This is a genomic window from Pseudomonas sp. UTLPPB19802 (genome assembly GCF_059730225.1).
In genome coordinates this window covers 3,975,626-3,998,153 of the sequence record NZ_AP048545.1, presented here as the reverse complement: position 1 = coordinate 3,998,153, position 22,528 = coordinate 3,975,626, and the positions used below count along the sequence as shown (strand labels likewise).

General features: G+C 62.5%; 19 protein-coding genes and 2 pseudogenes. 11 read left to right on the top strand and 10 right to left on the bottom strand.

All coding sequences use genetic code 11. The features are described from left to right. Window positions 1–3 precede the first annotated feature (3 nt). The 3 genes and pseudogenes from nadE to AC6I6U_RS17745 all read right to left on the bottom strand — a co-directional run bounded on the left by nadE (window position 4) and on the right by AC6I6U_RS17745 (window position 2,714). A pseudogene (nadE, locus tag AC6I6U_RS17755) lies at window positions 4–826 on the bottom strand (NAD(+) synthase). Window position 827: 1 nt separating this feature from the next. Continuing rightward, window positions 828–2,057, bottom strand: coding sequence for a nicotinate phosphoribosyltransferase (pncB, locus tag AC6I6U_RS17750; RefSeq protein WP_497877338.1), 1,230 nt, complete (start codon window positions 2,055–2,057; stop codon window positions 828–830). Between the two features lie 3 nt (window positions 2,058–2,060). Continuing rightward, window positions 2,061–2,714 carry an isochorismatase family protein gene (locus AC6I6U_RS17745; protein WP_497877337.1) on the bottom strand — a complete coding sequence of 218 codons (654 nt, stop codon included), beginning with the start codon at window positions 2,712–2,714 and terminating at the stop codon, window positions 2,061–2,063. Between the two features lie 166 nt (window positions 2,715–2,880). On the opposite strand from AC6I6U_RS17745, the gene AC6I6U_RS17740 reads away from it, so the two are divergent. From AC6I6U_RS17740 to AC6I6U_RS17730, 3 genes are read left to right on the top strand one after another with little or no spacing between them, the layout of a single operon-like run. Further along, window positions 2,881–3,426 (top strand): adenylyltransferase/cytidyltransferase family protein, encoded by a 546-nt coding sequence (locus AC6I6U_RS17740; protein ID WP_497877336.1) that lies wholly within the window; start codon window positions 2,881–2,883, stop codon window positions 3,424–3,426. 1 nt (window position 3,427) lies between these two features. After that, entirely contained in the window at window positions 3,428–4,144 is a 717-nt protein-coding gene (locus AC6I6U_RS17735; RefSeq protein ID WP_497877335.1) for an NUDIX hydrolase, read from the top strand. 8 nt (window positions 4,145–4,152) lie between these two features. After that, window positions 4,153–4,668, top strand: coding sequence for an NUDIX hydrolase (locus tag AC6I6U_RS17730; RefSeq protein WP_497877334.1), 516 nt, complete (start codon window positions 4,153–4,155; stop codon window positions 4,666–4,668). On the opposite strand, the gene AC6I6U_RS17725 is transcribed toward AC6I6U_RS17730, so the two are convergent. Together AC6I6U_RS17725 and hemB are read right to left on the bottom strand one after the other, a co-directional pair. After that, window positions 4,665–5,765, bottom strand: a complete 1,101-nt coding sequence (locus AC6I6U_RS17725) for a DUF1615 domain-containing protein (protein ID WP_497877333.1) — start codon at window positions 5,763–5,765, stop codon at window positions 4,665–4,667. The two genes, AC6I6U_RS17730 and AC6I6U_RS17725, sit on opposite strands and share 4 nt — an antisense overlap. A 71-nt stretch (window positions 5,766–5,836) precedes the next feature. Beyond that, complete coding sequence (gene hemB, locus AC6I6U_RS17720; RefSeq protein WP_497877332.1) at window positions 5,837–6,811, bottom strand: porphobilinogen synthase; 975 nt, start codon at window positions 6,809–6,811, stop codon at window positions 5,837–5,839. A gap of 692 nt (window positions 6,812–7,503) precedes the next feature. Between hemB and AC6I6U_RS17715 the strand changes: the two genes are divergently transcribed. The 3 genes and pseudogenes from AC6I6U_RS17715 to AC6I6U_RS17705 form a co-directional block, all read left to right on the top strand. After that, complete coding sequence (locus AC6I6U_RS17715; RefSeq protein WP_497877331.1) at window positions 7,504–7,815, top strand: hypothetical protein; 312 nt, start codon at window positions 7,504–7,506, stop codon at window positions 7,813–7,815. Between the two features lie 440 nt (window positions 7,816–8,255). Continuing rightward, on the top strand, window positions 8,256–8,951 hold the full coding sequence (locus tag AC6I6U_RS17710; protein WP_497877330.1) for a fumarylacetoacetate hydrolase family protein: 696 nt from the start codon (window positions 8,256–8,258) through the stop codon (window positions 8,949–8,951). 70 nt (window positions 8,952–9,021) lie between these two features. Next, window positions 9,022–9,195 (top strand): annotated as a pseudogene (locus AC6I6U_RS17705) (AraC family transcriptional regulator); the annotation flags it as partial. Between the two features lie 18 nt (window positions 9,196–9,213). Here the strand turns inward: AC6I6U_RS17705 and rtcA are convergent. The 5 genes from rtcA to AC6I6U_RS17680 all read right to left on the bottom strand — a co-directional run bounded on the left by rtcA (window position 9,214) and on the right by AC6I6U_RS17680 (window position 15,556). Then, window positions 9,214–10,236 (bottom strand): RNA 3'-terminal phosphate cyclase, encoded by a 1,023-nt coding sequence (gene rtcA / locus AC6I6U_RS17700; RefSeq protein ID WP_497877329.1) that lies wholly within the window; start codon window positions 10,234–10,236, stop codon window positions 9,214–9,216. A 12-nt stretch (window positions 10,237–10,248) separates the two neighbouring features. Next, complete coding sequence (locus AC6I6U_RS17695) at window positions 10,249–11,037, bottom strand: nucleotidyltransferase domain-containing protein (RefSeq protein WP_497877328.1); 789 nt, start codon at window positions 11,035–11,037, stop codon at window positions 10,249–10,251. A gap of 19 nt (window positions 11,038–11,056) precedes the next feature. Beyond that, complete coding sequence (locus AC6I6U_RS17690) at window positions 11,057–12,397, bottom strand: PBS lyase (RefSeq protein WP_497877327.1); 1,341 nt, start codon at window positions 12,395–12,397, stop codon at window positions 11,057–11,059. Window positions 12,398–12,401: 4 nt separating this feature from the next. Beyond that, window positions 12,402–13,628 carry an RtcB family protein gene (locus AC6I6U_RS17685; protein WP_497877326.1) on the bottom strand — a complete coding sequence of 409 codons (1,227 nt, stop codon included), beginning with the start codon at window positions 13,626–13,628 and terminating at the stop codon, window positions 12,402–12,404. 380 nt (window positions 13,629–14,008) lie between these two features. Then, window positions 14,009–15,556, bottom strand: a complete 1,548-nt coding sequence (locus AC6I6U_RS17680; RefSeq protein ID WP_497877325.1) for an RNA-binding protein — start codon at window positions 15,554–15,556, stop codon at window positions 14,009–14,011. A gap of 204 nt (window positions 15,557–15,760) precedes the next feature. On the opposite strand from AC6I6U_RS17680, the gene rtcR reads away from it, so the two are divergent. The 5 genes from rtcR to AC6I6U_RS17655 all read left to right on the top strand — a co-directional run bounded on the left by rtcR (window position 15,761) and on the right by AC6I6U_RS17655 (window position 22,433). Continuing rightward, window positions 15,761–17,368 (top strand): RNA repair transcriptional activator RtcR, encoded by a 1,608-nt coding sequence (gene rtcR / locus AC6I6U_RS17675; protein WP_497877324.1) that lies wholly within the window; start codon window positions 15,761–15,763, stop codon window positions 17,366–17,368. Window positions 17,369–17,540: 172 nt separating this feature from the next. After that, window positions 17,541–17,984: a CBS domain-containing protein gene (locus tag AC6I6U_RS17670; RefSeq protein WP_497877323.1), complete on the top strand. Its 444-nt coding sequence runs from the start codon at window positions 17,541–17,543 to the stop codon at window positions 17,982–17,984. 267 nt (window positions 17,985–18,251) lie between these two features. Further along, window positions 18,252–18,935: a lipopolysaccharide core heptose(II)-phosphate phosphatase PmrG gene (pmrG, locus tag AC6I6U_RS17665; protein WP_497877322.1), complete on the top strand. Its 684-nt coding sequence runs from the start codon at window positions 18,252–18,254 to the stop codon at window positions 18,933–18,935. Window positions 18,936–19,176: 241 nt separating this feature from the next. Beyond that, window positions 19,177–20,868, top strand: a complete 1,692-nt coding sequence (gene arnT, locus AC6I6U_RS17660) for a lipid IV(A) 4-amino-4-deoxy-L-arabinosyltransferase (RefSeq protein WP_497877321.1) — start codon at window positions 19,177–19,179, stop codon at window positions 20,866–20,868. After that, window positions 20,865–22,433, top strand: a complete 1,569-nt coding sequence (locus tag AC6I6U_RS17655; protein ID WP_497877320.1) for an ArnT family glycosyltransferase — start codon at window positions 20,865–20,867, stop codon at window positions 22,431–22,433. The genes arnT and AC6I6U_RS17655 overlap by 4 nt, the downstream gene beginning before the upstream one ends. The last annotated feature ends 95 nt before the right edge of the window (window positions 22,434–22,528 follow it).

The following is a 22,528-nucleotide window of genomic DNA, read 5'->3' as shown; positions in this document are numbered from 1 at the left end:
GGCTCAGACCGGCGAGTACGGCAGCGCCCGCTTGTGCGCGGTGCGGGCGTAGGCCGCCTCGATGATCGTACCGACCTGCACCGAAACCGGCTCGCCCAGCAGGTAGGCGTCGATCTCGGCATAGCTGCAGCCATAGGCGGCTTCGTCCGGCTTGCCCGGCACCAGCTCCTCCAGGTCCGCCGTTGGTGTCTTGAACACCAGCGACTCCGGTGCGCCCATGGCCGATGCCAATCGACGCACCTGGCCCTTGGTCAACCCCGAGAGCGGTGCCAGGTCGCAGGCGCCATCACCGAACTTGGTGAAAAATCAATGCTTCGGCGGCATGATCGGTGCCGACCACCAGGCCGTTGACGAAATTGGCCAGCGCATACTGGGTCATCATCCGCGCCCGGGCCTTGACGTTACCCTTGACGAAATCGACCTGCGCCGCAGTGGCCTGCCCCGCCTCGGCATCGAAGCCCCCCATGAGGCCGTCGACGCAAGCGGAAATGTTCACGCTGCTGACCTCGTCCGGCCGGATGAACGCCAGGGCGGCCTGGGCATCGTCCTCGTCGGCCTGGTTCCGGTACGGCAGGCGCATGGCGATGAAGCGGGCACTCACGCCCTCCTCGCGCAACTGCTCGACCGCCAGCTGGCACAGGCGGCCAGCAGTCAATGAGTCGACTCCGCCGCTGATGCCGAGTACCAATGCCCGGCAGCCGGAACGCTTGAGCGTGGCCTTGATGAACTCGATGCGCCGAGCCAATTCCGCGGCCTCGCCACCGTGGGCCAGTTGCCGATTCACCCCCAACGCCTTGGCAATACTATCCTGAGTCTCGGTTCCCATCTCACACCTCCAGTTGCCGATTGATTTCAGTCACCTTGAACACCTGCGCCGCATAACGCAGAAATGACGGGTCCTCACAAACGTTCTTGACCGGGTCATCGGAAAACTTCACCACGGGTTCACCGTGCACCCGCACCAGCTTCATCACGATGCTCAGCGGTTCGACCCCCTCGACATCGCACGCCAGGCTGGTGCCCATGCCGAAGCCGAAACGCGCCTTGCCACGCACGTGGCGCATGATCGGCAGGCACTTCTCGAAGTTCAGGCCGTCGGAGAACATCAGCTCCTTGCTCATCGGATCGATGCCCAGCTCCCGATAGCGCGCCAGCACCTTGCCGGCCCAGACGATCGGATCACCGGAGTCCTGGCGCAGGCCATCGTAGAGCTTGGCGAAATACAGGTCGAAGTCCTCGAGGAAAAAGTCGGTGCTGATGCAGTCGGTCAGGGCAATCCCGAGCCGGCCACGGTATTCACGGACCCAGTTCTCCAGCGCCGCGTTCTGGCTCTCCCGCAGGCGACCGAGTTGCTGGTGCACCATCAGCCATTGGTGGGCCATGGTGCCGATCAGCGGCAGGTCGAATTCGTAGGCCAGGTGCGCATTGCTGGTGCCGACGAACACGCCGGGGAAATCGCGGCGCATGATGTCCACCACCTCGCGCTGGGCGCGGAACGACAGCCGCCGACGGGTCGAAAAGTCCGAGACCCGCAGGTCGGCCAGTTCCTCGCGGCTGAAGTTCTTCTCCAGCCACTCGAACTTCTGGTAGAGCTTGCGGCTGACATCTTCCAACGCCACGTCCGGGTACTTGTCGCGGTTGCGCAACTCACTGACCAGGGCCAGCACCGGTTGTTCGAACATGATGCAGTGCAGCATCGGACCGCGTACGCGGATGGCCAGCTGGCCGTCCACTTCACTGACGTGGATGTAGCGCAGATTGAAGCGGAACAGGCCGAGAAACTGTTCGAAGTCGGCGGTCAGGTACTCGCGAAACCGCCGATTGAACAGGAAGCGCAACTCGCCCTCGCGCATCTGCAGGCCGGCGAGCTTTTCCAGCTCGGTGCGCACTTCGGGAATCAGGTGGCCGAGCTTCTCCCTGGAACGGACGATGAACTGGTATTCCACCTCGACGTTGGGGTGCTGGTGCAGCACCGCCTGCATCATGGTGAAGGTGTAGTAATCGGTATCCAGCAAGCCCTGGATGACGCCGCCTTCGCGGTTGAATGCGCTTTCCATGAGTTACTCCTTGTGGCCGGTCGCACGGACCAGTTGTTCGCGACTGTTGACGACTTCGACCCGCGCCTGTTGCAGATCGTGGATGGCCTGCTGCGCGCCATCGGCGCTGATGGCCCGGCAGGCCGGCAGATAGACGATCACCTTGAAGCCGGCCCCCGCCAGTTGCAGCGCGGTGGTCTTGACGCAGAAATCCAGGGCCAGGCCGCCGACGATCACCTGCCCGACCTCGCGGGCGTTCAGGTACTCGATCACTCCGGTGGAGAGCTGGTGGTAGAGATCGTGGAAACAGGCTCCGTAGGGGTGCAGCGCCGGTTCCACGCCCTTCCAGACGAAGTAGTCGTAGCCTTGGGGCTCCGGCAGTTCATCGAGCAGGGTGAAACCTTCGGTACCGGGGACGCAGTGGCTGACCCAGGTCAGGTCGGCATGTTCCAGGCCGGTCGGCTTGAGCATCTGCTCGTGGGACTCGACTACCCAGGGCGCCTTGGGGCTATGGGCGTCCTTGCTGCCGACCCGGACCTGGGCCAGTGACGCCATGAAGTTCAACTCGGCGCCGATCAGATGCCCACCCACCACTGGCAGTTCATCCGGGCAGAGCGGCGTGAAACCCTTCTGGGCATCGACATCGAAGGCGGCGGTCTTGATCACTTGAGCGTTCATGGCGGGTTCTCCCTTTGCGATGAAACAAAGGTACATGTCATGTACTTTCAAATCAAGAGCGATTTCAAAAAATCTTTACTCCACACAATTAAATTATAGGATTGTCGAAATCACCCTTGACCAGTAAGTACACGACAAGTACTTTTTAGAAAAGGAGAAACCAACCATGTACGAACTTGCCATCTATGGCGGCGCCTTCAACCCGCCCCACGCCGGTCACGCCCAGGTGATGATCGAGGCCTCCCGCCACGCCCGCTCGGTATGGGTGGTGCCCTCCTTCAGGCATCCCCATGGCAAGCGTATGGCCGACTATGAGCGGCGCCTGGGCTGGTTGCAGGCGATCGTCGAACAGGTACGGCCGGCCTGCTCTTCGGCCATCTCGGTGAGCCGGATCGAGCAGCAGTTGGCCCAACTGACCGACGCCCCGATCTACAGCCATGGCCTGCTTTGCACCCTGGCCGACATCACCGGCCTGCCGACCCGGCAAATCGCCCTGGTGGTCGGGCACGACGTCGCCGCGCAACTGCCGGACTTCCATCAGGGTGCGCAATTGCTCGAACGTTTTTCGGTGCTCTGCGTAGACGAACAGGTGGGTGTGCGCAGCACTTTGCTACGCGAGCGCCTGGCCCTGGGCGAAACACTGCCCACCCAATGGATGGCGCCGGGGATGAATCCGGTAGACTACGGCCTCTATGCCGCACACAGGAACTGACATGCCGGACCCGACCCTCAGCCCACCGAAGAAAAGCGACTATCTGCACACCGTCGACCTGTGCGTGCTTTTCTACTGCCGCGAGACGCAGGCACTGCAGATTCTCCTGCACAAGCGCGAGGCCGAGCCGTTCCAGGACCATTGGGCCCTGCCCGGCCTGGTAGTCAACGGCGCCGTGCCTGACCGGACGCTGGCCGACGCGGTGGAACGGCTGCGCGCCAGCGACAAGGTCAACCTGCCGCTGGCCTGGATCGAGCAGGTCGGTACCGTCGGCGATGCCTTTCGCGACCCGCGCTGTTGGTCGTCCTCGACCTACTACCTGGCCATTGTCGCCGAACCGCCAACCCTGAACGAACACCAGGCCTGGTTCACCCTCGACGCCGTTGCCAACGGTTCGATGCGCCTGCCCTTCGACCACAACACGCTGGTGGCCGCGACCCAGGAGCGACTGCTGTCCAAGTCGCTGTACAGCAGCCTGCCATTGACCTTCCTCGGCACCGAGTTCAGCGCCCCGGAAGCCACCACGATCTTTTCCCTGGTACTGGCACGCCCGGTGCTCAAGACCAGCACCCGCCAGCGCCTGTTGAAAATGACCGAAGCCGGCTATCTGCGCGAAACCGGGCGCAAGAAACAAGGGGACGGCGGTCGTCCGCAAGCCACCCTGGAAAACCTCAAGCCCGACAATCTCTACCTGTTCGACCGCTGTTTCCTGGAGTGATACCCCGCATGAAGCCCGATACCGAATCCGAATGCCTGCTGCACACGCCCTACTTCGACGTGGTCAAGCAAGGCGGCTATTTCATCATCAAGGAACGCCAGGTCATCAACGGCGTGGTGGCGATTGCGGTCATGCCCGATGGGCGCCTGATGCTGGCGGAGCTGCGGCGCCGGGCCATCGGTAGCCAGTCCATCGAGTTTCCCCGTGGCGCGATCGACCAGGGCGAGACCGCTCGCGACGCCGCGGCCCGTGAACTGCTGGAAGAGACCGGCTGGCCGGCGCGCAACGTCACACAGTTGGGCCTGTTGCACAGCAACACCTCGCTGATCGCCAGTGCAGTGGCGGTGTGCCGGGTCGATATTGACGGTGAAGCGCTCGAAAACACCGATGGCGAGGTCGACAAGGTGTTGTTCGTCACCCGACAGGAACTCATGGCGATGATCGCCGCCGGCCGGATCACCGATGGCCACACCCTGTCGGCGGCAATGATGCTGATTGCCCAGGAGCAGGCGACGCCTCTCTAGGCTTGATCGCCGGCCCTGGCCATGCAGCGCTGGTGTCGCTCGTCGACACGCTTGGCGAACCAGGCCGTGGTCAGCGTGCGGGTGATCTTCGGGCTTTCCAGGGTGATGCCCGGCAGGATCGCCCGCGGCAGTGGCTTGCCAGCCGTCTTTTGCGCCAGGGCGAAGACTTTGCGATAGACCTCGGTGCTCTCGAATTCCAGACTATTGCCTTGCTCCAGCTGGCTGCGAATCTGCGGATTGCGCAGTCCCAGTTGTGCTCCCAGGGTGCGCACCGCCCGCTCCGTGCTCCCAGGCAGCAACGCGCCGTAGTTGATCAGGTCGCCATCGAGGGTCAAGGCAATCCCCGAGGCCCGACTGAGCGCGCTCTGGAACGCGGCATTGCGGCTGGCGTACCAGCCGGCATTGAAATCGGCGAACCGATAGATCGGCTCGGGGTAGTTCACCGGATAACCGAGCAGATGAACGATGCCGAAGTACAGGCCACCGCGACGGCTGAACACTTCATGACGAATCGAGCCCTCGACGGTGTAGGGATAGCCCCGCGCCTGCTGTTGCGCAAAGGCGATGCTGACCTGCATCGGGCCGGCGGTATGCACCGGGTTGAAGCCATCGAACAGCGTCCGTCCGAGCGGCACCTGGTCAATGAAGTCCTCGAAGATCAGGCTCAGGTCCTTTTCCGTGCGGGCGCTGTCCAACCGCTCGCTGTAGCTCTTGCCGGTGGACGATGGCAGGCGCAGTGCGGCGCTGACCAGGACGCCGGGAATATGGACCTTGGCCGCCCGCCGGTCGACTTCCTGGCGGGCGATCCTGCCCATGCCCGGTACCGCCGGATCGACCTGGAAATTCGATTCCTGCTCGGTCACCGCCAGCACCGAGCAGAGATTCGCCGCGCTCGGCACCAGCCCGCGACTGCTGAACGCCTGCTGGATATCGGCGGCCCAGCCGGCACGGTCGGCGACCTTGGGCGGCAACAGGCGGAGGATCCTTGCACGCACCTGCTGCGGGTCTTCGGCGGGACTTTCATGAGCACGCTGCGAACCGCAGCCGGCAAGTGCGAGCAACGCGGCGAGGGTCAGGCTGTATCGGCACACACGCATGGGCGGGCGGGATCCCGAGGGTTGAGGAACCCTCAGGATGAACCAAATGGCAACGGATATCGAGTCGCGGCTCAGATCCCGTCGCGAGCGATATCCATCGCAAAGTAGGTGAGGATGATATCAGCGCCGGCGCGCTTGATCGCGCCCAGGCTTTCGCGCACCACCCGATGCTCGTCGACGGCACCGGCCTGGGCAGCGAACTTGATCATCGCGTACTCGCCGCTGACCTGGTACGCCGCCAATGGCAGGCGCGAGGCTTCGCGGATGTCGCGGATGATGTCGAGGTAGGCACCGGCCGGCTTGACCATCAGTGCGTCGGCTCCTTCATGTTCATCCAGCAGCGACTCGCGTACCGCTTCGCGACGGTTCATCGGGTTCATCTGGTAGGCCTTGCGGTCGCCCTTGAGGGCGGTGCCGCCGGCTTCGCGGAAAGGCCCGTAGAGTGCCGAGGCGAACTTGGTCGAGTAGGCCATGATCGAGGTATCGAGGAAACCGGCGGCGTCCAGGGCGCTACGGATGGCCTGGACCTGGCCGTCCATGGCAGCCGACGGCGAGATGAAATCCGCCCCGGCCTGGGCCGCGATCACCGCCTGGCGTCCGAGATTGCGCAAGGTGGCGTCATTGTCCACCGCCTCGCCATGCAGCACGCCGCAGTGACCGTGGGAGGTGTACTCGCAGAAACAGGTGTCGGACATCACCACCATTTCCGGCGCGGTATCCTTGCAGATCCGCGCCATGCGCGCCACCAGGCCCTGCTCGTTCCAGGTGTCGCTGCCCTCGGCATCGAGATGGTGGGATACGCCGAAGGTCATCACCGACTTGATCCCGGCGCGGGCGTAGCGCTCGATTTCGCTGGCCAGTTTCTTTTCCGGAATCCGCATCACCCCAGGCATGCTGGTGATGGGCACGAAGTCGTCGATGCCCTCCTCGACGAAGATCGGCAGGACCAGGTCGTTGAGACTGAACTCGGTTTCCTGGAACAGGCCGCGCAGGCTTTCGTTTCGGCGCAGGCGACGCAGGCGCGTGGTCGGAAATAGCTGTGACATGGAGTTTCCCAAAACAGTTTCAGAGACGGATTCAGAGGCTGCCGAGCTTAGGACAATCGACCAGTGGTTTACACCGGAAGATCGAGAAAGCTCTGTTACGACTCCTGCAACAGTCTGACGCCCGCCAGACCCGCGGCGCCAGTGGTTTTCACCGCAGAACCGAGACTTGCCAGTCATTTTTTGGCCGTCCAGCCCTTTGGGCAAATCGTCGGAAGGTCTGAATTGGCAATATGTAGTGCTATAAAAAAATCACTACAAAAGCATTGACGCGCGCATTTCGCACTTGCATGATGAAGCCACTCCCCGATCGGGAGTGCTGCAAAAAGCTGTTGTGCAACAGGCTCGACAAGCCGTCGAGCTGTTCCGGATATGTACTGCCCACAAGGCAGATTGATGAAGCTGACCTGTCGTGATCGTCCCAACGGGCGAGAAGCAACGGCCTAACGTCCTCAAAATGCTTGTGGCTGACTTCGTTACTGTCGTCGGCGCCGTTCAAGGATCGCGCTGCTGCTTCTTTTCGTCGAGACGTCCTGTGTAGCGGGCCTGAAACCACGCTACACGAATCACAACCAGGGCTGGCGCCACATTCCACGGGCAGTATTGCCCGCATGCGGCACCTCAGCAATTCGCCGTCTTGGCAACGATACACACGTAAACCAGACAGATTAACGAGTGGTCAAAGGGGCTTTAACATGAATCTGAACAATCATCCGACTATCGATCAATTGGCTGGACTGTTCGCCATCTGCAAGGACAGCCACGACGACCACATTCTCTGGATCAGCCAGACCGGGGAAGTGAAACTCGATCGCCGTTCGTCCCATGTCGACGAACAGCATTTCAGCCGCGCCCAGCCCAAGCTGCTGGCCTGCGTCGTGATGTACCGTCGCGGCCAGGGCTACACCGGGAAAAAGGCCGCTGCCGACAAGGACTTCATGGGCCGCGTCATGCAGACCCTGAAGGCCGAATGGGCCTCCCATCACGCGCTGGCCAAGAGTGCCTGATAACTGAACCAGGAGCCTGCCCGCACTGGGCAGTGCTCCACCGTGATGAATTGGCCTGCCTGCATGCCCCTGCCAGGATGAGCGGCAACCTCCAGGATGAGGGACAACCTGAGGATGATCGGCAACCTGTGGCGAGTGGGCTTGCCCACGCTGGGGTGCGAAGCGCCCCTAAACCCGGGCGACTCGATCCCTCTGCCACACCGCGGAAACCGGCCTTGCGACTGCTTCGCAGCCGAGCGCGAGCAAGCTCGCTCGCCACACGAGTACATCCCCACCGCCCCGCACACATTCACACACCGATCTCGGCGCCTGCCCTTCACTCCACTGCCGTGCAAAAGTCCAGAAGCCTGCCGGATTTATCCAACTCCAAGCCGCCCAGCTCTTCCACACTGGAGTCATCGCCGATCATCCACGGCCCGATTCCACCCAGGAGAACTGCCATGAGCGACTATGTCTTCGCCCCCCATGCCATCCCATCCCTGCCGATCGTCGGCGAATCCGCGCGCTTCCCGATCCGCCGGGTGTTCTGCGTGGGCCGCAACTATTCCGAGCACGCACGGGAGATGGGCCACGATCCGGACCGCGAACCACCGTTCTTCTTCATGAAACCCGCCGACGCAGTGGTGCCGGCCAGCGGCGTGATCGCCTATCCACCGCTGACCGAAGACCTGCACCACGAAATCGAACTGGTCGTCGCGATCGGCGAAGGCGGCACGAACATCGAACCGGACCATGCCCTCGCCCATGTCTGGGGCTATGGCGTCGGCCTCGACCTGACCCGCCGGGATATCCAGGCTCAAGCCAAGAAACTCGGGCGGCCCTGGGACTGGGCCAAGGGTTTCGACGAATCGGCACCGTGCACGGCGCTGCACCGGGCCAGCAGCGTGGGACATCCGCAAAGCGGCGCGATCTGGCTGAAGGTCAACGGCGTCGAGCGCCAGCGCGGCGACCTGGCGGACCAGATCTGGTCGGTGCCGGATGTGATCAGCTACCTGTCGCGCTCGGTCGCCCTGCATGCTGGCGACCTGATTCTCACCGGCACGCCGGCAGGTGTCGGCGCCCTGGTGCCTGGCGATCGCGTTACCGCCGGGATCGACGGCATCGCCAACTTCGAGTTGAGCATCGGCAAGCGCTGAGCGGATGCCGGGATGCCATCATTCCCCTAGAATGGCGGCATCCCGCCCCTGCTGCTCAAGGACAGTGTCGATGTCGAGTTCTTCCCGCGTGCGCACCTATGGCATGCAGCAACGCAGCGACCGCCCGGATTTCTACATCCGCGACAAGCAGGCCCGTCCGGCCATTGTCACCCCGCACCGGCACGACTACTTCCAGATCCAGATCAACCTGGGCGGCGATACCGTGCAACATATCGGCGGCGCCCACGGCCGGAACACTGAATCAGGCTCGGCACTCGACGAGCAACACGCCATCCGGACCTGACGTACACCGCATCTTCAGCGGCAGGAAGGCTTCGATCACCTGGATGTTGCTCTGCAGATGCTCGGTCATCTGCGGCGTGGTGAAGCTGCCGCCGCCCGCCATCGCCATGGGCAGCAGCAATTGATCGGCCAGGTGCTCGGCTACCGCGGCCTGACTGTTCAGCCAGTGCCTGGCAGCGTCGACCGCCACGTCGGCCACCGCCTCGGAGCGCACATTGAACTGCCCGAAGGCGCAAAACACCTCGCTCAACTGTTCGCAACGATACTCCAGCAGCAACACGTTGCCGGGACTGTCCGCCGAATCGGTGCGAACCGTGCGACACGCCTCCTCAGGCAGATGCAGGCGACGCGCGACCCTGGCCAGCTCACGCTGGGCCACGGCCTCGGCAATGCCCGCGAGCAGCACGCTGACCTCACGCTCAAGCACCTCGCCACGCTCGTTCAGGTGCAGGGGCTGCAGGGTCGAGGGCTGGACAAACACTTCCAGCTCGCCGCCTCCAGCCGGCACGAAGCCATGGCGCAGCAGTTGCAGTTCAACCTTCGCGCCCATCCGCCGCAACAGCGGCAACCAGGCACGCTCGAGAAACTCGAACGGCGGCGCCAGCGGGTTGTGGGTCCCGCCGCTGATCACTACCCGACTTGGCTGAGGCGCCTGCAACAAAGCCGGCAGCAGGGTCTGCAACACCAGCGAACAACTACCGGCCGTGCCGATGGCGAAACGAAATTCCCCGCCACGAATCGGTCCAGGTTCAAAGTACAGGCTTTGCGAACCGAGTTGCGCCCCCTCCACTTGCGCCCCGCAGACCTCGGCGGCAGCCAATACCGCCGTCAGGTGCTGACGCAGCAAACCGGGCCGGCTGCGTCTGGCGCGTATGTTACCGATACGCAGTGCCCGCCCCGTCAGCATCGACAGGCTCAAGCCGCTGCGCAATACCTGGCCGCCACCCATGGCACCGTCCAGTTCGATCATGTCCTTTTTCATATCCTTCCTGAATCATGCATAAGTACGGACCATCTCCCTCAGGTAGTGGTCCAGTCGCTCGCTGTTCTCGTGGGTGCGCGGCAATACCGGCACCGGCCGTTCCAGTTGCGTTTCGATAAACCCGTGTAGCGCCGGACGCCGTGGGCCGTAGGCAGCTTCGTCTGCGCTGCGCTTGAGCTGCAGCAGCTCATCGACCTCGGCCAGCAGCAACGGATCGTCAACCGTCTGGAGCAGCGCATCGAAGGTCATCGGCGGCCGCCCCAGCCCACTGTCGATCCAGCGCACCGCCAGCAAGGGTCGCAGTACGTAGAAGTACTTCTTGAAGCGCACGCTCTCTCCTTGCAGGTAGCCACGGAAATTCTTCCTGGCCATCGACAGGTAGTGATTGCGCGCGGCAGGCGGGCTGTAGAACGCCTCCGCCAGCTCGCGCAACGAGCGGGTCGCCGCCTCCTCACGGTGATACACCAGTGGCGAATCGAGCCATTCGAGCAGGGTCGGGTTGGACTTGCGCAACAACCCCAGGGTCTTGCGCAGCTCCCAGCCACTGATATCCAGCTCGTCATCCAGTGGCCGCTCGATCACATCCCGTGCCTCGCTGACCTGGACGAACCAGTCCGGCTTCTCCACATAGACGAAACGCACATCGTAGTCGCTGTCGGTCGAAGAGAAGCCCCAGGCGCGACTGCCCGACTCACAGGCATACAACACCTTCACATTGCGCTCGCGCTCTATCCGCGCCAGCTCCTCAAGCACCCGCGCACGCATGGCGTCATCCAGCGGGTGGCGTTCGGCGTGTGCCATTTCCATACCCTCCCTTTTTCTATCGGAGCTTATCAACGCTCCCCTTGGGCAATGCCCCCCGCCCCTCAAGCGCCTGCAGTTGCTGCAACACCGCCTGGCGTACTTCCCGGGGGGTACTGGTGTCGCCCCAGGTGCACCTGCAAGCACAGCGGCCAGCCAGTCGATCGAGCCACTCATTCGACCCGCGGCCTTCCTGCTCATGACGCTGCAGCAGATACCCCAGCTGTCGCCATCCTGCCTTGAGACTCAATAGCGGACCGCGACGCGACTCAGGCAGTTGGTGCCATTGGGCATCCATGAGTCGTTCGAGCGCAACTTCGAAGAGCCCCCAGGGCTGCTTCCGAAGCAAGGCCACCGCCGCCTTGAACACCTTTTCCGACGGATCGCCCAGGGCCTCGATCTGCTGTGCGACACCTCGGTCACCCAAGGCATTCAAGGCCTGCAACCGAACATGCAGTGAGCGGGACCGCAGCGCCTGCACCAGCATCGGCCCTGCCTGAGGCTCATCCAGATCCCTGGCCAGGCCGATCAACCCCAGCCACTCATGCTTGCGGGCTGGAAGCGGGCCAGACAATCGAGCCGACAGCACCTGGCGGCAATCCATCTGCCAACGCGGCGCCGCCCAGATTGCCAGGTTACGCATGCTCGCCGACGTATCGAACAGCGCCTGGCACAGGAACGCCCTTGGGTCATCGAGCAGTTTCAACAGCACCCGCAGCACCTTGACCCTGACGCAGGCAGCCGAAGTCCGCATCGCCTCTTCCAGCAATGGCAGGGCCTCACTCACCGGCCACTCGGAACAGGCCTCCACCGCCAACTGCCGTACAGTGGTGTCCTGGTGACGCAGCGCCACCTCAAGCAGCCCCCGACGCGCAGTCGAATCCTCAAGCAAGACACCGAAGAGAAACCGTGCAACCGTGCCTTTGCTCGTCCGGAACACCTCTTCCATCGGTTGACGCACAGGCGCCAACGACAGTGTCGAACGCACCCTGGCCAGGATGCCGCCATGATCGGCACGTCGTCCACCGGCCAACGCCAGCAAGGCATTCAGCGCTTGCAGCAAAAGCCCGGCGTGCTCGGACACCAGATACGATTCCAGCGCCGAAGCCGCCTGCTGGCGTACCTGCGGCACCCAGTCGTTCAAGCGCTCGAACAGCACATCCAGCGCCTCGACGCAGACATGACCGGACAACTCGCGAACCGCGGCCTCACGGACAAAGCCGTTGCCAGACCGGCTGAGGATCACCAGGGCGGCAAGCGTATCGTGCCTGTTCAAGACGCCGTGAACCTGCTCCGCCTCGTAGTCTTCCAGCGAGGGAAGCCAACCTCGTACTCCCCCCGCCCCATATCCATCACTCATGATCCTACCCCTTCACGCAAACCACCTGCCGCAAGGTATGCAGCACTTCCACCAGCTCGCGCTGGGCGTGCATCACCTGGTCGATATCCTTGTAGGCCATCGGGATCTCGTCGATTACCGCCTCGTCCTTGCGGCACTCCACATGGGCCGTCGCTCGGATCTGGTCCTCGACGGTGAACATCTGCTTGGCCTTGGTCCGGCTCATCACCCGCCCGGCACCATGGCTGCAGGAGCAGAACGACTCTTCGTTACCCAGCCCGCGGACAATGAAGCTCCTGGCGCCCATGGAGCCGGGAATGATCCCCAGCTCACCCTTCTTCGCCGAGACCGCGCCCTTGCGGGTCACCAGCACTTCCTCACCGAAATGCCGCTCCTTCTGCACGTAGTTGTGGTGGCAATTCACCGCCTCCAGCGCCACGTCGAAGGGTTTGCGGATCACTTGGCGGGTCGCGGCGATCACCGCCTCCATCATCACTGCACGGTTCTGCCGGGCGAAGTCCTGGGCCCAGGCTACCGCCTGCACATAGTCATCGAAGTGCTGACTGCCTTCCTCGAAGTACGCAAGGTCGCGGTCCGGCAGGTTGGCGATGTGTCCACGCATGTCGGCCCTGGCCAGTTCGATGAACAGGTTGCCGATGGCGTTACCGACACCACGCGAACCGCTGTGCAGCATGAACCAGACCCGGTTCGCTTCGTCCAGGCAGACCTCAATGAAGTGATTGCCCGAACCCAGGGTTCCCAGGTGCTTGCGATGGTTGGCGTTCTTCAGCTTCGGGTACTTGTCGGTGATAGCCTTGAACCGCGGCTCCAGCGCCGACCAGGCCAGGTCGGCCATGTTCGGCACATCCTCCCAGGCGCCTTTGTCGCGCCCGCTGCGAGGACTGGTGCGACCATGGGGCACAGCCCGCTCGATGGCGCTGCGCAGTCCTTGCAGGTTGTCCGGCAGGTCGCTGGCGGTCAGCGAGGTGCACGCGGCAATCATTCCGCAACCGATATCCACGCCCACCGCCGCCGGGATGATCGCGCCCACGGTCGGGATCACGCTACCGATGGTCGAACCCTTGCCCAGGTGCACGTCGGGCATCACCGCCATGTGCTTGAAGATGAACGGCATCTTCGCCGTGTTCATCAATTGCTGGCGCGCCTCGGGCTCGACCGGAACCCCTTGGGTCCAGAGCTTGATCGGCTTGCCGTTGGCGACTTCGAGCAATGTGTAGGTCTGGTCTTGCATATTCTTCATTTCCTGATGGCCATTTCGGCCTTGTCCTGGTTTGACGGCGACAAGGGGCGGTGAAACATGGACACGCTCTACCTCTGAGCTATCACCTTGTGGTGAGCGGGAATCGAACCCGCGACACTGTAGTTCCACCAGCATTCGCCGGGTAAATCATCAATAAAGGGTGGTACGACAAGGGAAGTGACTGATCCGTGTTGCCACGGGCCGGATTCAGACCGGCATTCAGATGTACAGCCACTGGCATTCGTACCTTTCGTGGCAACCGACAAGAAGGTGATGAGACGTCTTTGGATGTAGTCCCACCGGCATTCGGTTGCCGCGAAATTCAACAGGGTTGTGCCCTGCCCATCACGGGCGAGCAGGTTTTCCTTCGTTCATATCGACAGCTCGTCGATCACTTTCACCCAGTGCCGCGCGCCGTAGGTGCCGGCGGTGAACTGGTCGATGACATCAAACACCGCATCACTGAAACCACCGACATTCAGGATGTCCGGCCGGTCCGGTGCCTGGGTGCTCGCCCCGGGCTGCATGTCGATGCAGATCAATCGCGCATCGGGGTTGATCCGCCGGATACGCTCCCACTGTGCCAGGGTTTCGGTCGCGCCATGGCGACGGTCATCGATCCAGGACTCGTTGTCCGAAACCAGGATCAGTGTGTCGACCTTGGCCTGCTCGCGAACCAATTGCGCCAGGGGTGCCGAACAGCAGGTTCCGCCACCGCCAATGGCGGCGAGCTTCTGCGCATTGCTCATCACACTATCGCGTGGATTGAGCTGCACCTTCACCACGCCACGCTCGAACGGCATCACCCTCGCCTGGGGCGTCTTGCGCAATACGGCCGCCGCAATCAGTGCCGCCACATCGATGCATCGCACCGCCGTAGTCGCGCCCTGGCGATAACCGGTGACCGGGCTATGCATGGACCCCGAAACATCCGGGCAGACCACCACCGCTCCCTGCAAGGCCGGGACATTCTCCAGCGACAGCTCCAAGGCGTCCTGCAAAGCCTCACCGATCACTGGCGGCACATCCTCGCCGATCATCCGATAGGCGGCGAGCAACTGGTACGGATAGACCCGCGCCCTGGCCACTTCCTGTGGATCCGCCAGCCGCCCGGCAACCGCCATGGCACATCCCGCAACCTCGAAGGCACCCTGGCGAGCCAGGGTGTTCAGGTTCATTCGCAATGCCTGCCATCCCATGTTCACGGCCAACTGCGCCCACTGCTGCCGGTCCAGCGCCTCGTTGCCGAGCAACTGGAACGGTACCTGCGGCAACTGCCGGCTTGCCCCGCCACGAAACTCCAGCAGCGAACGGGTCAATGGCGGCAAGGCATCGAACGCCACCGGCTTGCCCATCAGCCAGGCAAAGAATGCCTCGCGCCAGGCCTCATTGGGCTTGGGGTGAACCATCTTCACCACATCGGCCAGGGACGGCTGATTACCTACCGACGCCTGCAGCAACTGTCGTTCGCTGGCGTTGTTCAACCACTCCTGCACCAGTCGCTTGGGCTGCGAACCCAGCGATTTGCGCCCGGTGACGCCACTGCGCAGGATCTGCACGAAGTTGCGCAGCATCTTGCCGCTGTCCACCACCTTGGCGAACACCACCGGCAGCATGACCGAGCGTTGGGCCGCCAGGGCTGCCAGCAGCAGGGCTGGCATGTCCTTCATGTGGCCTTGCTGGCGAGCGTAGATCGCGGCCTTGGCCACAAAGGCGCTGTCGACTTCGGCGACGCGCTTGAGCACCTCGTCCAGCTGGCCTTGCGCGCTGGCCTGGTAGGTCTGGTTCAGGCAACCGGTCACCGCCAACTGTGCCAGGGCATGGCGAGCCGTATAGGCGTATGCCACGGCGCCGGAGGCATTGCGGGTGTTGCAGGCCGCAGGCTGAGGGCGGGTCTGGAACAGTTGGGTATTGGCCATCTTGGCTTCTCGCTCTGTTGTCTCGTTCGTTGCCAGAGATATTGCAGAGCACGTGCCAGGTTTTGAAAATCACCCAGATAAATTTTTAAGTCATTGATTTTATTGATAAAAATATTTTTCTTTCAAAAAATCAGGTTCAACGACCAGACGAGCAATCGATTTTTATTTATCCTTTTATATCGCCATCTATCCTGAAAGATAAACATGCCCAGCAAGCGCACAGTCACCATCGGTTTCATCGGTTCCAACCTCGATCGCGTCGGCAAGGGCGCCAACCGCTGGAGCCACTGGCGCCCGAGCATCGGCCTTTGCCAGCAGCCCGATCTGCTGGTGCATCGCTTCGAACTGATCCATGGCACCGATGCCCGCGATATCAGCCTGGCCGAACGGGTACGCAATGACATTCAGCAGGTGTCGCCGGAAACCGAAGTGCGCCTGCATCCAATGTACCTGCGTAATCCCTGGGATTTTGAAGAGGTCTATGGCGCGCTGGACGACTTCACCAACACCTACCGCTTCGACACCGAGCATGAGGAATATCTCGTGCATATCACCACCGGTACCCACGTGGCGCAGATCTGCTGGTTCCTGCTGACCGAAGCACGCTACCTGCCGGCACGCCTGGTACAGACCTCCCCTGCCCGGCGCCTGGATGAAGCGGCACGGGTCACCGGCACCCACACATTGATCGACCTGGACCTGTCGCGCTACGACCGGATTGCCAAGCGCTTCAGCGACCGCCGCCTGGAGGGACTGGCCTTTCTCAAGTCGGGCATTGCCACCCGCAACGCCGCCTTCAACCGCACCATCGAGCAGATCGAGCGGGTTGCCGTGCGCTCCCGTGCGCCGATGCTGCTGATCGGCCCGACCGGCGCCGGCAAGTCGTTCCTCGCCCGGCGCATCTATGAACTCAAGCGCAGCCGGCATCAGGTCGAGGGACGATTTGTCGAGGTCAACTGCGCCACGCTGCGCGGCGATGGCGCCATGTCGGCCCTATTCGGCCACACCAAGGGCGCCTTCACCGGCGCGCAGAACAGCCGCGATGGATTGCTGCGCTCGGCCGATGGCGGCTTGCTGTTCCTCGACGAGATCGGCGAACTGGGCCTGGACGAACAGGCGATGCTGCTCAAGGCTATCGAGGAGAAGCGCTTTTTCCCCCTCGGCTCGGACAAGGAAGTGGAAAGCGATTTCCTGATCATCGCCGGTACCCACCGTGACCTGCGCAGTCGCGTCATCGAAGGGCTGTTCCGTGAGGACCTGTATGCCCGCATCAACCTCTGGACTTTCGACTTGCCCGGCCTGGCGGATCGGCGCGAAGACATCGAGCCGAACCTGGATTTCGAGCTGGAGCGTCACGCTCGCGAGCAGGGTCACCTGGCACGCTTCAACGCCCAGGCGCGACGCCGCTACCTGGGCTTCGCCTGTTCCGCCGAGGCGAGCTGGCTGGGCAACTTCCGCGAACTGTCGGCCTCGATCACCCGCATGGCAACCCTCGCCGACAGCGGGCGTATCGATGAATCCCAGGTCGAGGAGGAAATCATCCGCCTGCGGCGTGCCTGGGGCCTGGTCGAAGCGGCAGACGCCGTGGAGCGCCTGCTCGGTGAGCGCGCCGGGGAAATGGATCTGTTCGATCGCCTGCAACTCAACGCGGTGATCGAAGTCTGCCGCCGTGCCAGCAGTCTCTCCGATGCCGGCCGGCAACTGTTCAACGCTTCCCGCCAGGCCAAGGCCAATCCGAACGATGCCGACCGCCTGCGCAAGTACCTGGCGCGGTTCGACCTGGACTGGAAGCAACTGAACGACGGTATTTGAGGCTATCGCGTGGGACAGGCACGCAGACGAGCTAAAAATGACGTTTTTTCGCGCCTGGAGGCCGCTTTCTGCATCGTCTGCGCGGGATCAGTCTACGATTCTGTAAGACCGGTCGCCAGGGAGTGTGGCCGCAACACAAGAACCGCATGAAAAACGCATGAGAGAACCATCCATGAAGACCGTCGCAGATCTGTTGAAACTCAAGGGTAGCCAGCGTCAGGAGGTCTACACCGTCCGCAACGATCACACCGTGTTCGAAGCGTTGATCAAGATGGCCGAGAAAAACGTCGGCGCCCTGCCGGTGGTCGACGAAAGAGGCCGGGTGGTTGGCATCATCAGTGAGCGCGACTATGCGCGCAAGGTCATCCTGCACGGACTGAGTTCGGTAACCACCAAGGTCAGCGAGATCATGAATGCACCGGTGATCACCGTGGATTCGCACCAGAAGGTCGATACCTGCATGACCATCATGACCGACAAGCACCTGCGCCACCTACCCGTGGTAGAAAACGACCAGTTGATCGGCCTGCTGTCGATCGGCGACCTGGTCAAGGAATCCATCGCCCAACAGGCCGACCTGATTCGCCAACTGGAACAATATATCCGCGGCGAGTAACCGCCAACGCCAATGCCGATTGCGCTGTCGATCGGCATTGGCATGCTGCGTATGCCCTGCAAATCCCCTCGCTCAAACACTTCCGAATATTACCCAACTACCCGGAAACGCCTTGAAAAGCGCACTTTCAATTTTTTCACAACGCTTTCACTTCGCGCCCACCTGCACCTCTTTAAATTCTCACCATCGTTTTCAGTATCGCTGCAAGCCAACTGATCACGACTGTCATGTTCCGGGGTGATGCCCTTCAAGTTGCCAGACCAGTCAATGGGTGAGTTCGTGGTTATCCTTAATGCCGTCCAATCCGTATTGCCGCAACCTCTCAAGCCCCGCGTCAAGTCAGCCCTGCTGGCGATCGGAATGGCCCTGGCGGCGTTGATGGCCACCGGTTTTGCCCTGTGGCCCAGGACGCCTCTCGATCTCGCGGTGCGAGATCACATGCGCAGTACCGGGGTCTATGCACAATGGAAAGCCGGGGATGTGATCGTGCTGGTCCGCCATGCCGAGCGCTGCGACCGTTCGAGCAACCCTTGCCTGGGCCCTGCCGATGGCATCACCCAATTGGGCAATCGCTCCGCCAAGGAGGTGGGCGGCGCCTTCCAGCAAGTGGGCATGGGCAACTCCGATGTACTCAGCAGCCCGACGACCCGCACCGCGCAGACCGCCGAAGCGATGTTCGGCAAGAGCGCCATCACCGCGGACTGGTTGGTCAGTTGCGGCCCGACCCTGGGCCAGGATGCGCTGGCCCACAAGGCCGCACATCGCAACCTGGTGCTGGTGACCCACAGTGGCTGCATCGATGACCTGGAGAAACAACTGGGTTATCGACATGTCCCCAAGAGTGAATACACCAGTTCGATGTTTGTCTCGGTGGGCGCAGATGGCAAGTTGAAAATGCTCGGAACACTCAATGCCGAGGATTGGCAGGCGGCCCTCAACACCAGGATATAAGACAGCGACACTTTGCAATTTTAAACATCATGACCATGGAACAGCACTGCCACTTGAAGGCATCTTGTTTCACCAACTTCGGTTGAACGCTCACTCGCTGCCAGATCCATCTTTTCGCCTCCGCCATGATCGCACCGACCCAAGCCCCCATGGACTTGAGCCGGCGCGGACAGGCGCGCGCCTGGCAGTCGCGAATCTCGGTTAAAACCCTTGTGGCGGTGATTACCGCTAAGGCCGACTCATGAACTCTCACTTGTCACTTCTTTCTCCCGCCGTACTCAGGCGCTGGTCGCTGCCAGCACTGATACTGGCCTTCGGGCTGTTCTACCTGCTGCCGATGATGTTTCACGGCCTGTGGGTTCCCGACGAAACCCGCTACGCCCAGATCAGCCAGCAGATGCTCCTGAGCGGCAACTGGACTTCCCCGCATTTCATGGGCCTGCGCTATTTTGAAAAGCCCGTCGCCGGCTACTGGATGATCGCCATTGGCCAGGCGATCTTCGGCGAAAACCTTTTTGGCGTGCGTGTCGCCTCAGCGGTCAGCACCGGGCTCAGCGTGCTGCTGACCTACCTGATCGCCCGTCGCCTATGGAACGACCCGCGCAAGAGCTTTGCCTCGGCGCTGCTGTTCATGAGCTTCGGCCTGATCGCCGGGCAGGCCGGGTACGCCAACCTCGATCCGCAGTTCACCTTGTGGTCGAACCTCAGCCTGGTCGCCTTCTGGTTCGCGATCGACAGCCAGCAACGCAGCCACCGCCTGTGGGCCTGGGCAACACTGGGCCTGGCCTGCGGCATGGGTTTTTTGACCAAGGGGTTCCTGGCCCTGCTACTGCCGGTGCTGATCGCCCTGCCCTACATGATCTGGCAGCGGCGCCTGGGCGAGCTGCTGCGCTGGGGGCCGATCGCGGTGGTGGTGGCGGTTGCCGTCGCGCTACCCTGGGTACTGGCCATCAACGCCCAGGAGCCCGACTACTGGAATTTCTTCTTCTGGCACGAGCATATCCAGCGCTTTGCCGGCAATAACGCCCAGCATGCCCAACCCTGGTGGTTCTACCTGCCGCTGCTGGTGGTGTCATGCCTGCCATGGTCGGTGCTGCTGGTGCCGACGTTCAAGCAGGCCTGGCAGGAAAAGCGCCAGGCACGTACCGGCTTCCTGTGGCTGTGGTTCGCCCTGCCACTGGCATTCTTCAGCCTGAGCAAGGGCAAGCTGCCGACCTACATCATGCCTTGCCTGCTGCCGCTGGCACTGATGATGGGCAACGCGGTAATCGATCGGGTGGCCCGCGCCGAAGGCCGCGCGCTGCGTCTCAACGGCGTGCTCAATCTGACCCTCGGCGTGGCCGCCCTGGTTGCCCTGATCGCGCTGCAGGCAACCCGCTCCGTCTATGCCAACAGCCATGCCGAGGTGTTCAGCCTGTCGCTGGTGTTCGTCATGCTGATGGCCTGGATCATCAGCAACGCCTTGCTGGTCCTGCGACCCATGGCGTTCTGGGCGATGCCGGCCCTGGGCATCGGCCTGCTGGTGACCCTGCTGCCGGCTGGCATGCCAGCCAGTGTGATCAGCAACAAGATGCCCGACCAGTTCATCGCCGAGCATCTCGATGAACTGCGCCAGACCAAGCGCCTGCTGAGCAACGAACTGGGTACTGCCGCAGCACTTTCCTGGCGCCTGCAGCGCCCACAGGTCGATTTGTTCAATACCGCCGGCGAACTGAAATATGGCCTGGATTACCCTGATGCACAGGGACGCCAGGTCACGCTCGAAACCATCGGGCAGTGGATGAGCGAGGCGCGCAAACAAGGTTCGGTCGGGGTGGTCATGCGCATCAAGGGTACGGCGGAAATGGAAGAGCTCGGCCTGCTGCCGCCCGATGGCAAGCGCTACAAGCAAGGTGACAGCGAGATCATTATCTTCCCGCAGACCCAGCCATGAACCTGCGCTACTGGAAAACCGACCAGGGTGCCCTGTCCCTCCTGCTGGGCGTCTCGGCCCTGCTTCTGCTGCTGGGCCTCGGCTCGCGGGAGCTGTGGGGTGCGGAAACCCGCTGGGCGAACATCGCCTTGCAGATGCTGCAGTCGGGCAACTACTTCGACCCGTACCTCAAGGGGCTGCCCTACTACGACAAGCCCCTGCCCTCCTATTGGCTGATCACCGCCAGTGCCAAACTGCTGGGAGGCCTGGGCAACGTGTCGTTGCGCCTGTCCTCGGTCATCGCCGCCTGGCTGAGCGTGTGGCTGATCTACCTGATCGGCGAGCGCCTGTGGCGCAAGGGCACCGGCCTGGTGGCCGGGTGGATGCTGGCAACGACGTTCTACTTCGTGTTCTGGGCCCGCGTGGCCACCGCCGATATTCTCACGGTGTTTGGCGTGCTGGCCGCCGTCTGGTGGTACTGGCGCGGACCGGATGACACGCGCCTGGGACGCTACACGGCATTCTTCCTGATACTGGCGCTGACTTCGCTGTTCAAGGGCCTGATCGGCTTCGTCCTGCCGGGGCTGGTGCTGCTGCCGCACCTGCTTGCCGAGGGCCGCTGGAAACGCCATCTCAACCCACGGCTGCTGCTGGCCCTGCTGATTGCCCTGGCGCTCTACGCCGTGCCCTTCGTGCTATCGAACCTCTACGGCACACCGACCTATAGCGGCGAGAGTGGCCTGACACTGGTGTTCAAGGAAAACGTCGTACGCTTCTTCGAGCCCTTCGATCACATGGGGCCGATCTACACCTACCTGATCTACCTGCCGGCCTACACCCTGCCCTGGGCACCGTGCTGGCTGATTGGTCTGTGGCTGGCACTGCGCCAGTGGCGGCGGATCGAACCCAACACCCGCTGGCTGGTCTGGGGCCTGGGCCTGCTGTTCGCGTTCTTCACCGCCAGTGGCAGCCGGCGCAGCTACTACGTGCTGCCACTGGTGCCGTTCGCGCAATTGCTTGCAGCCTGGTGGGTGACCCGGCGCGTGGCCGAAAAACGTGAAGCAGGAAAGACCAGCGGACCGGGCTGGAACAGGGGTTTCGCGGCTGCAGCAGCGTTCGTGCTGCTGGTGGTCGGGATCGTCTATCCGTGGAGCAACGGCGGTGGCGGTGCCATGCGCTTTGCCGACGACGTGCAGGCCAGGGCCAGCCAGAGAGCCCCGTGGGATGAATGGCAGATGGTGATGATCGAGGTCGACAACAAGCTGCCGATGTACCTGAACAACCAGGGCAAGCCTTTCTACTACGTGCAGGAAAACCAGGACTACCCGCGCAACGGCGACAGCGATGACCTGATCGACTGGCTGGAGAAAACCAGCGGCCGCCGCTGGGATCCGACCCGGACATTGATCGTTACCAGTTTCAAGGCCGGCGACACCCTGCCCCTGGGCTACCTCGCGGTCGACCATGACGTCGTGGTGACACAACCCACCAACGGCGCCCGCCTGGCCCATAACCATGAGAACGGCAGCGTGGCCTATGTCCCACGACGGGACGGGCCGCTGGAAGCCGAGGGCCACCCCCGGTAACGGATCGGGCTGCGGTGCACAAACCCGCGGGTTCACGTAGAGTGGGGCTCCCGAGGCAACTTGGGTCCCCATTCATTTCTTGCAAGGATCGCCAT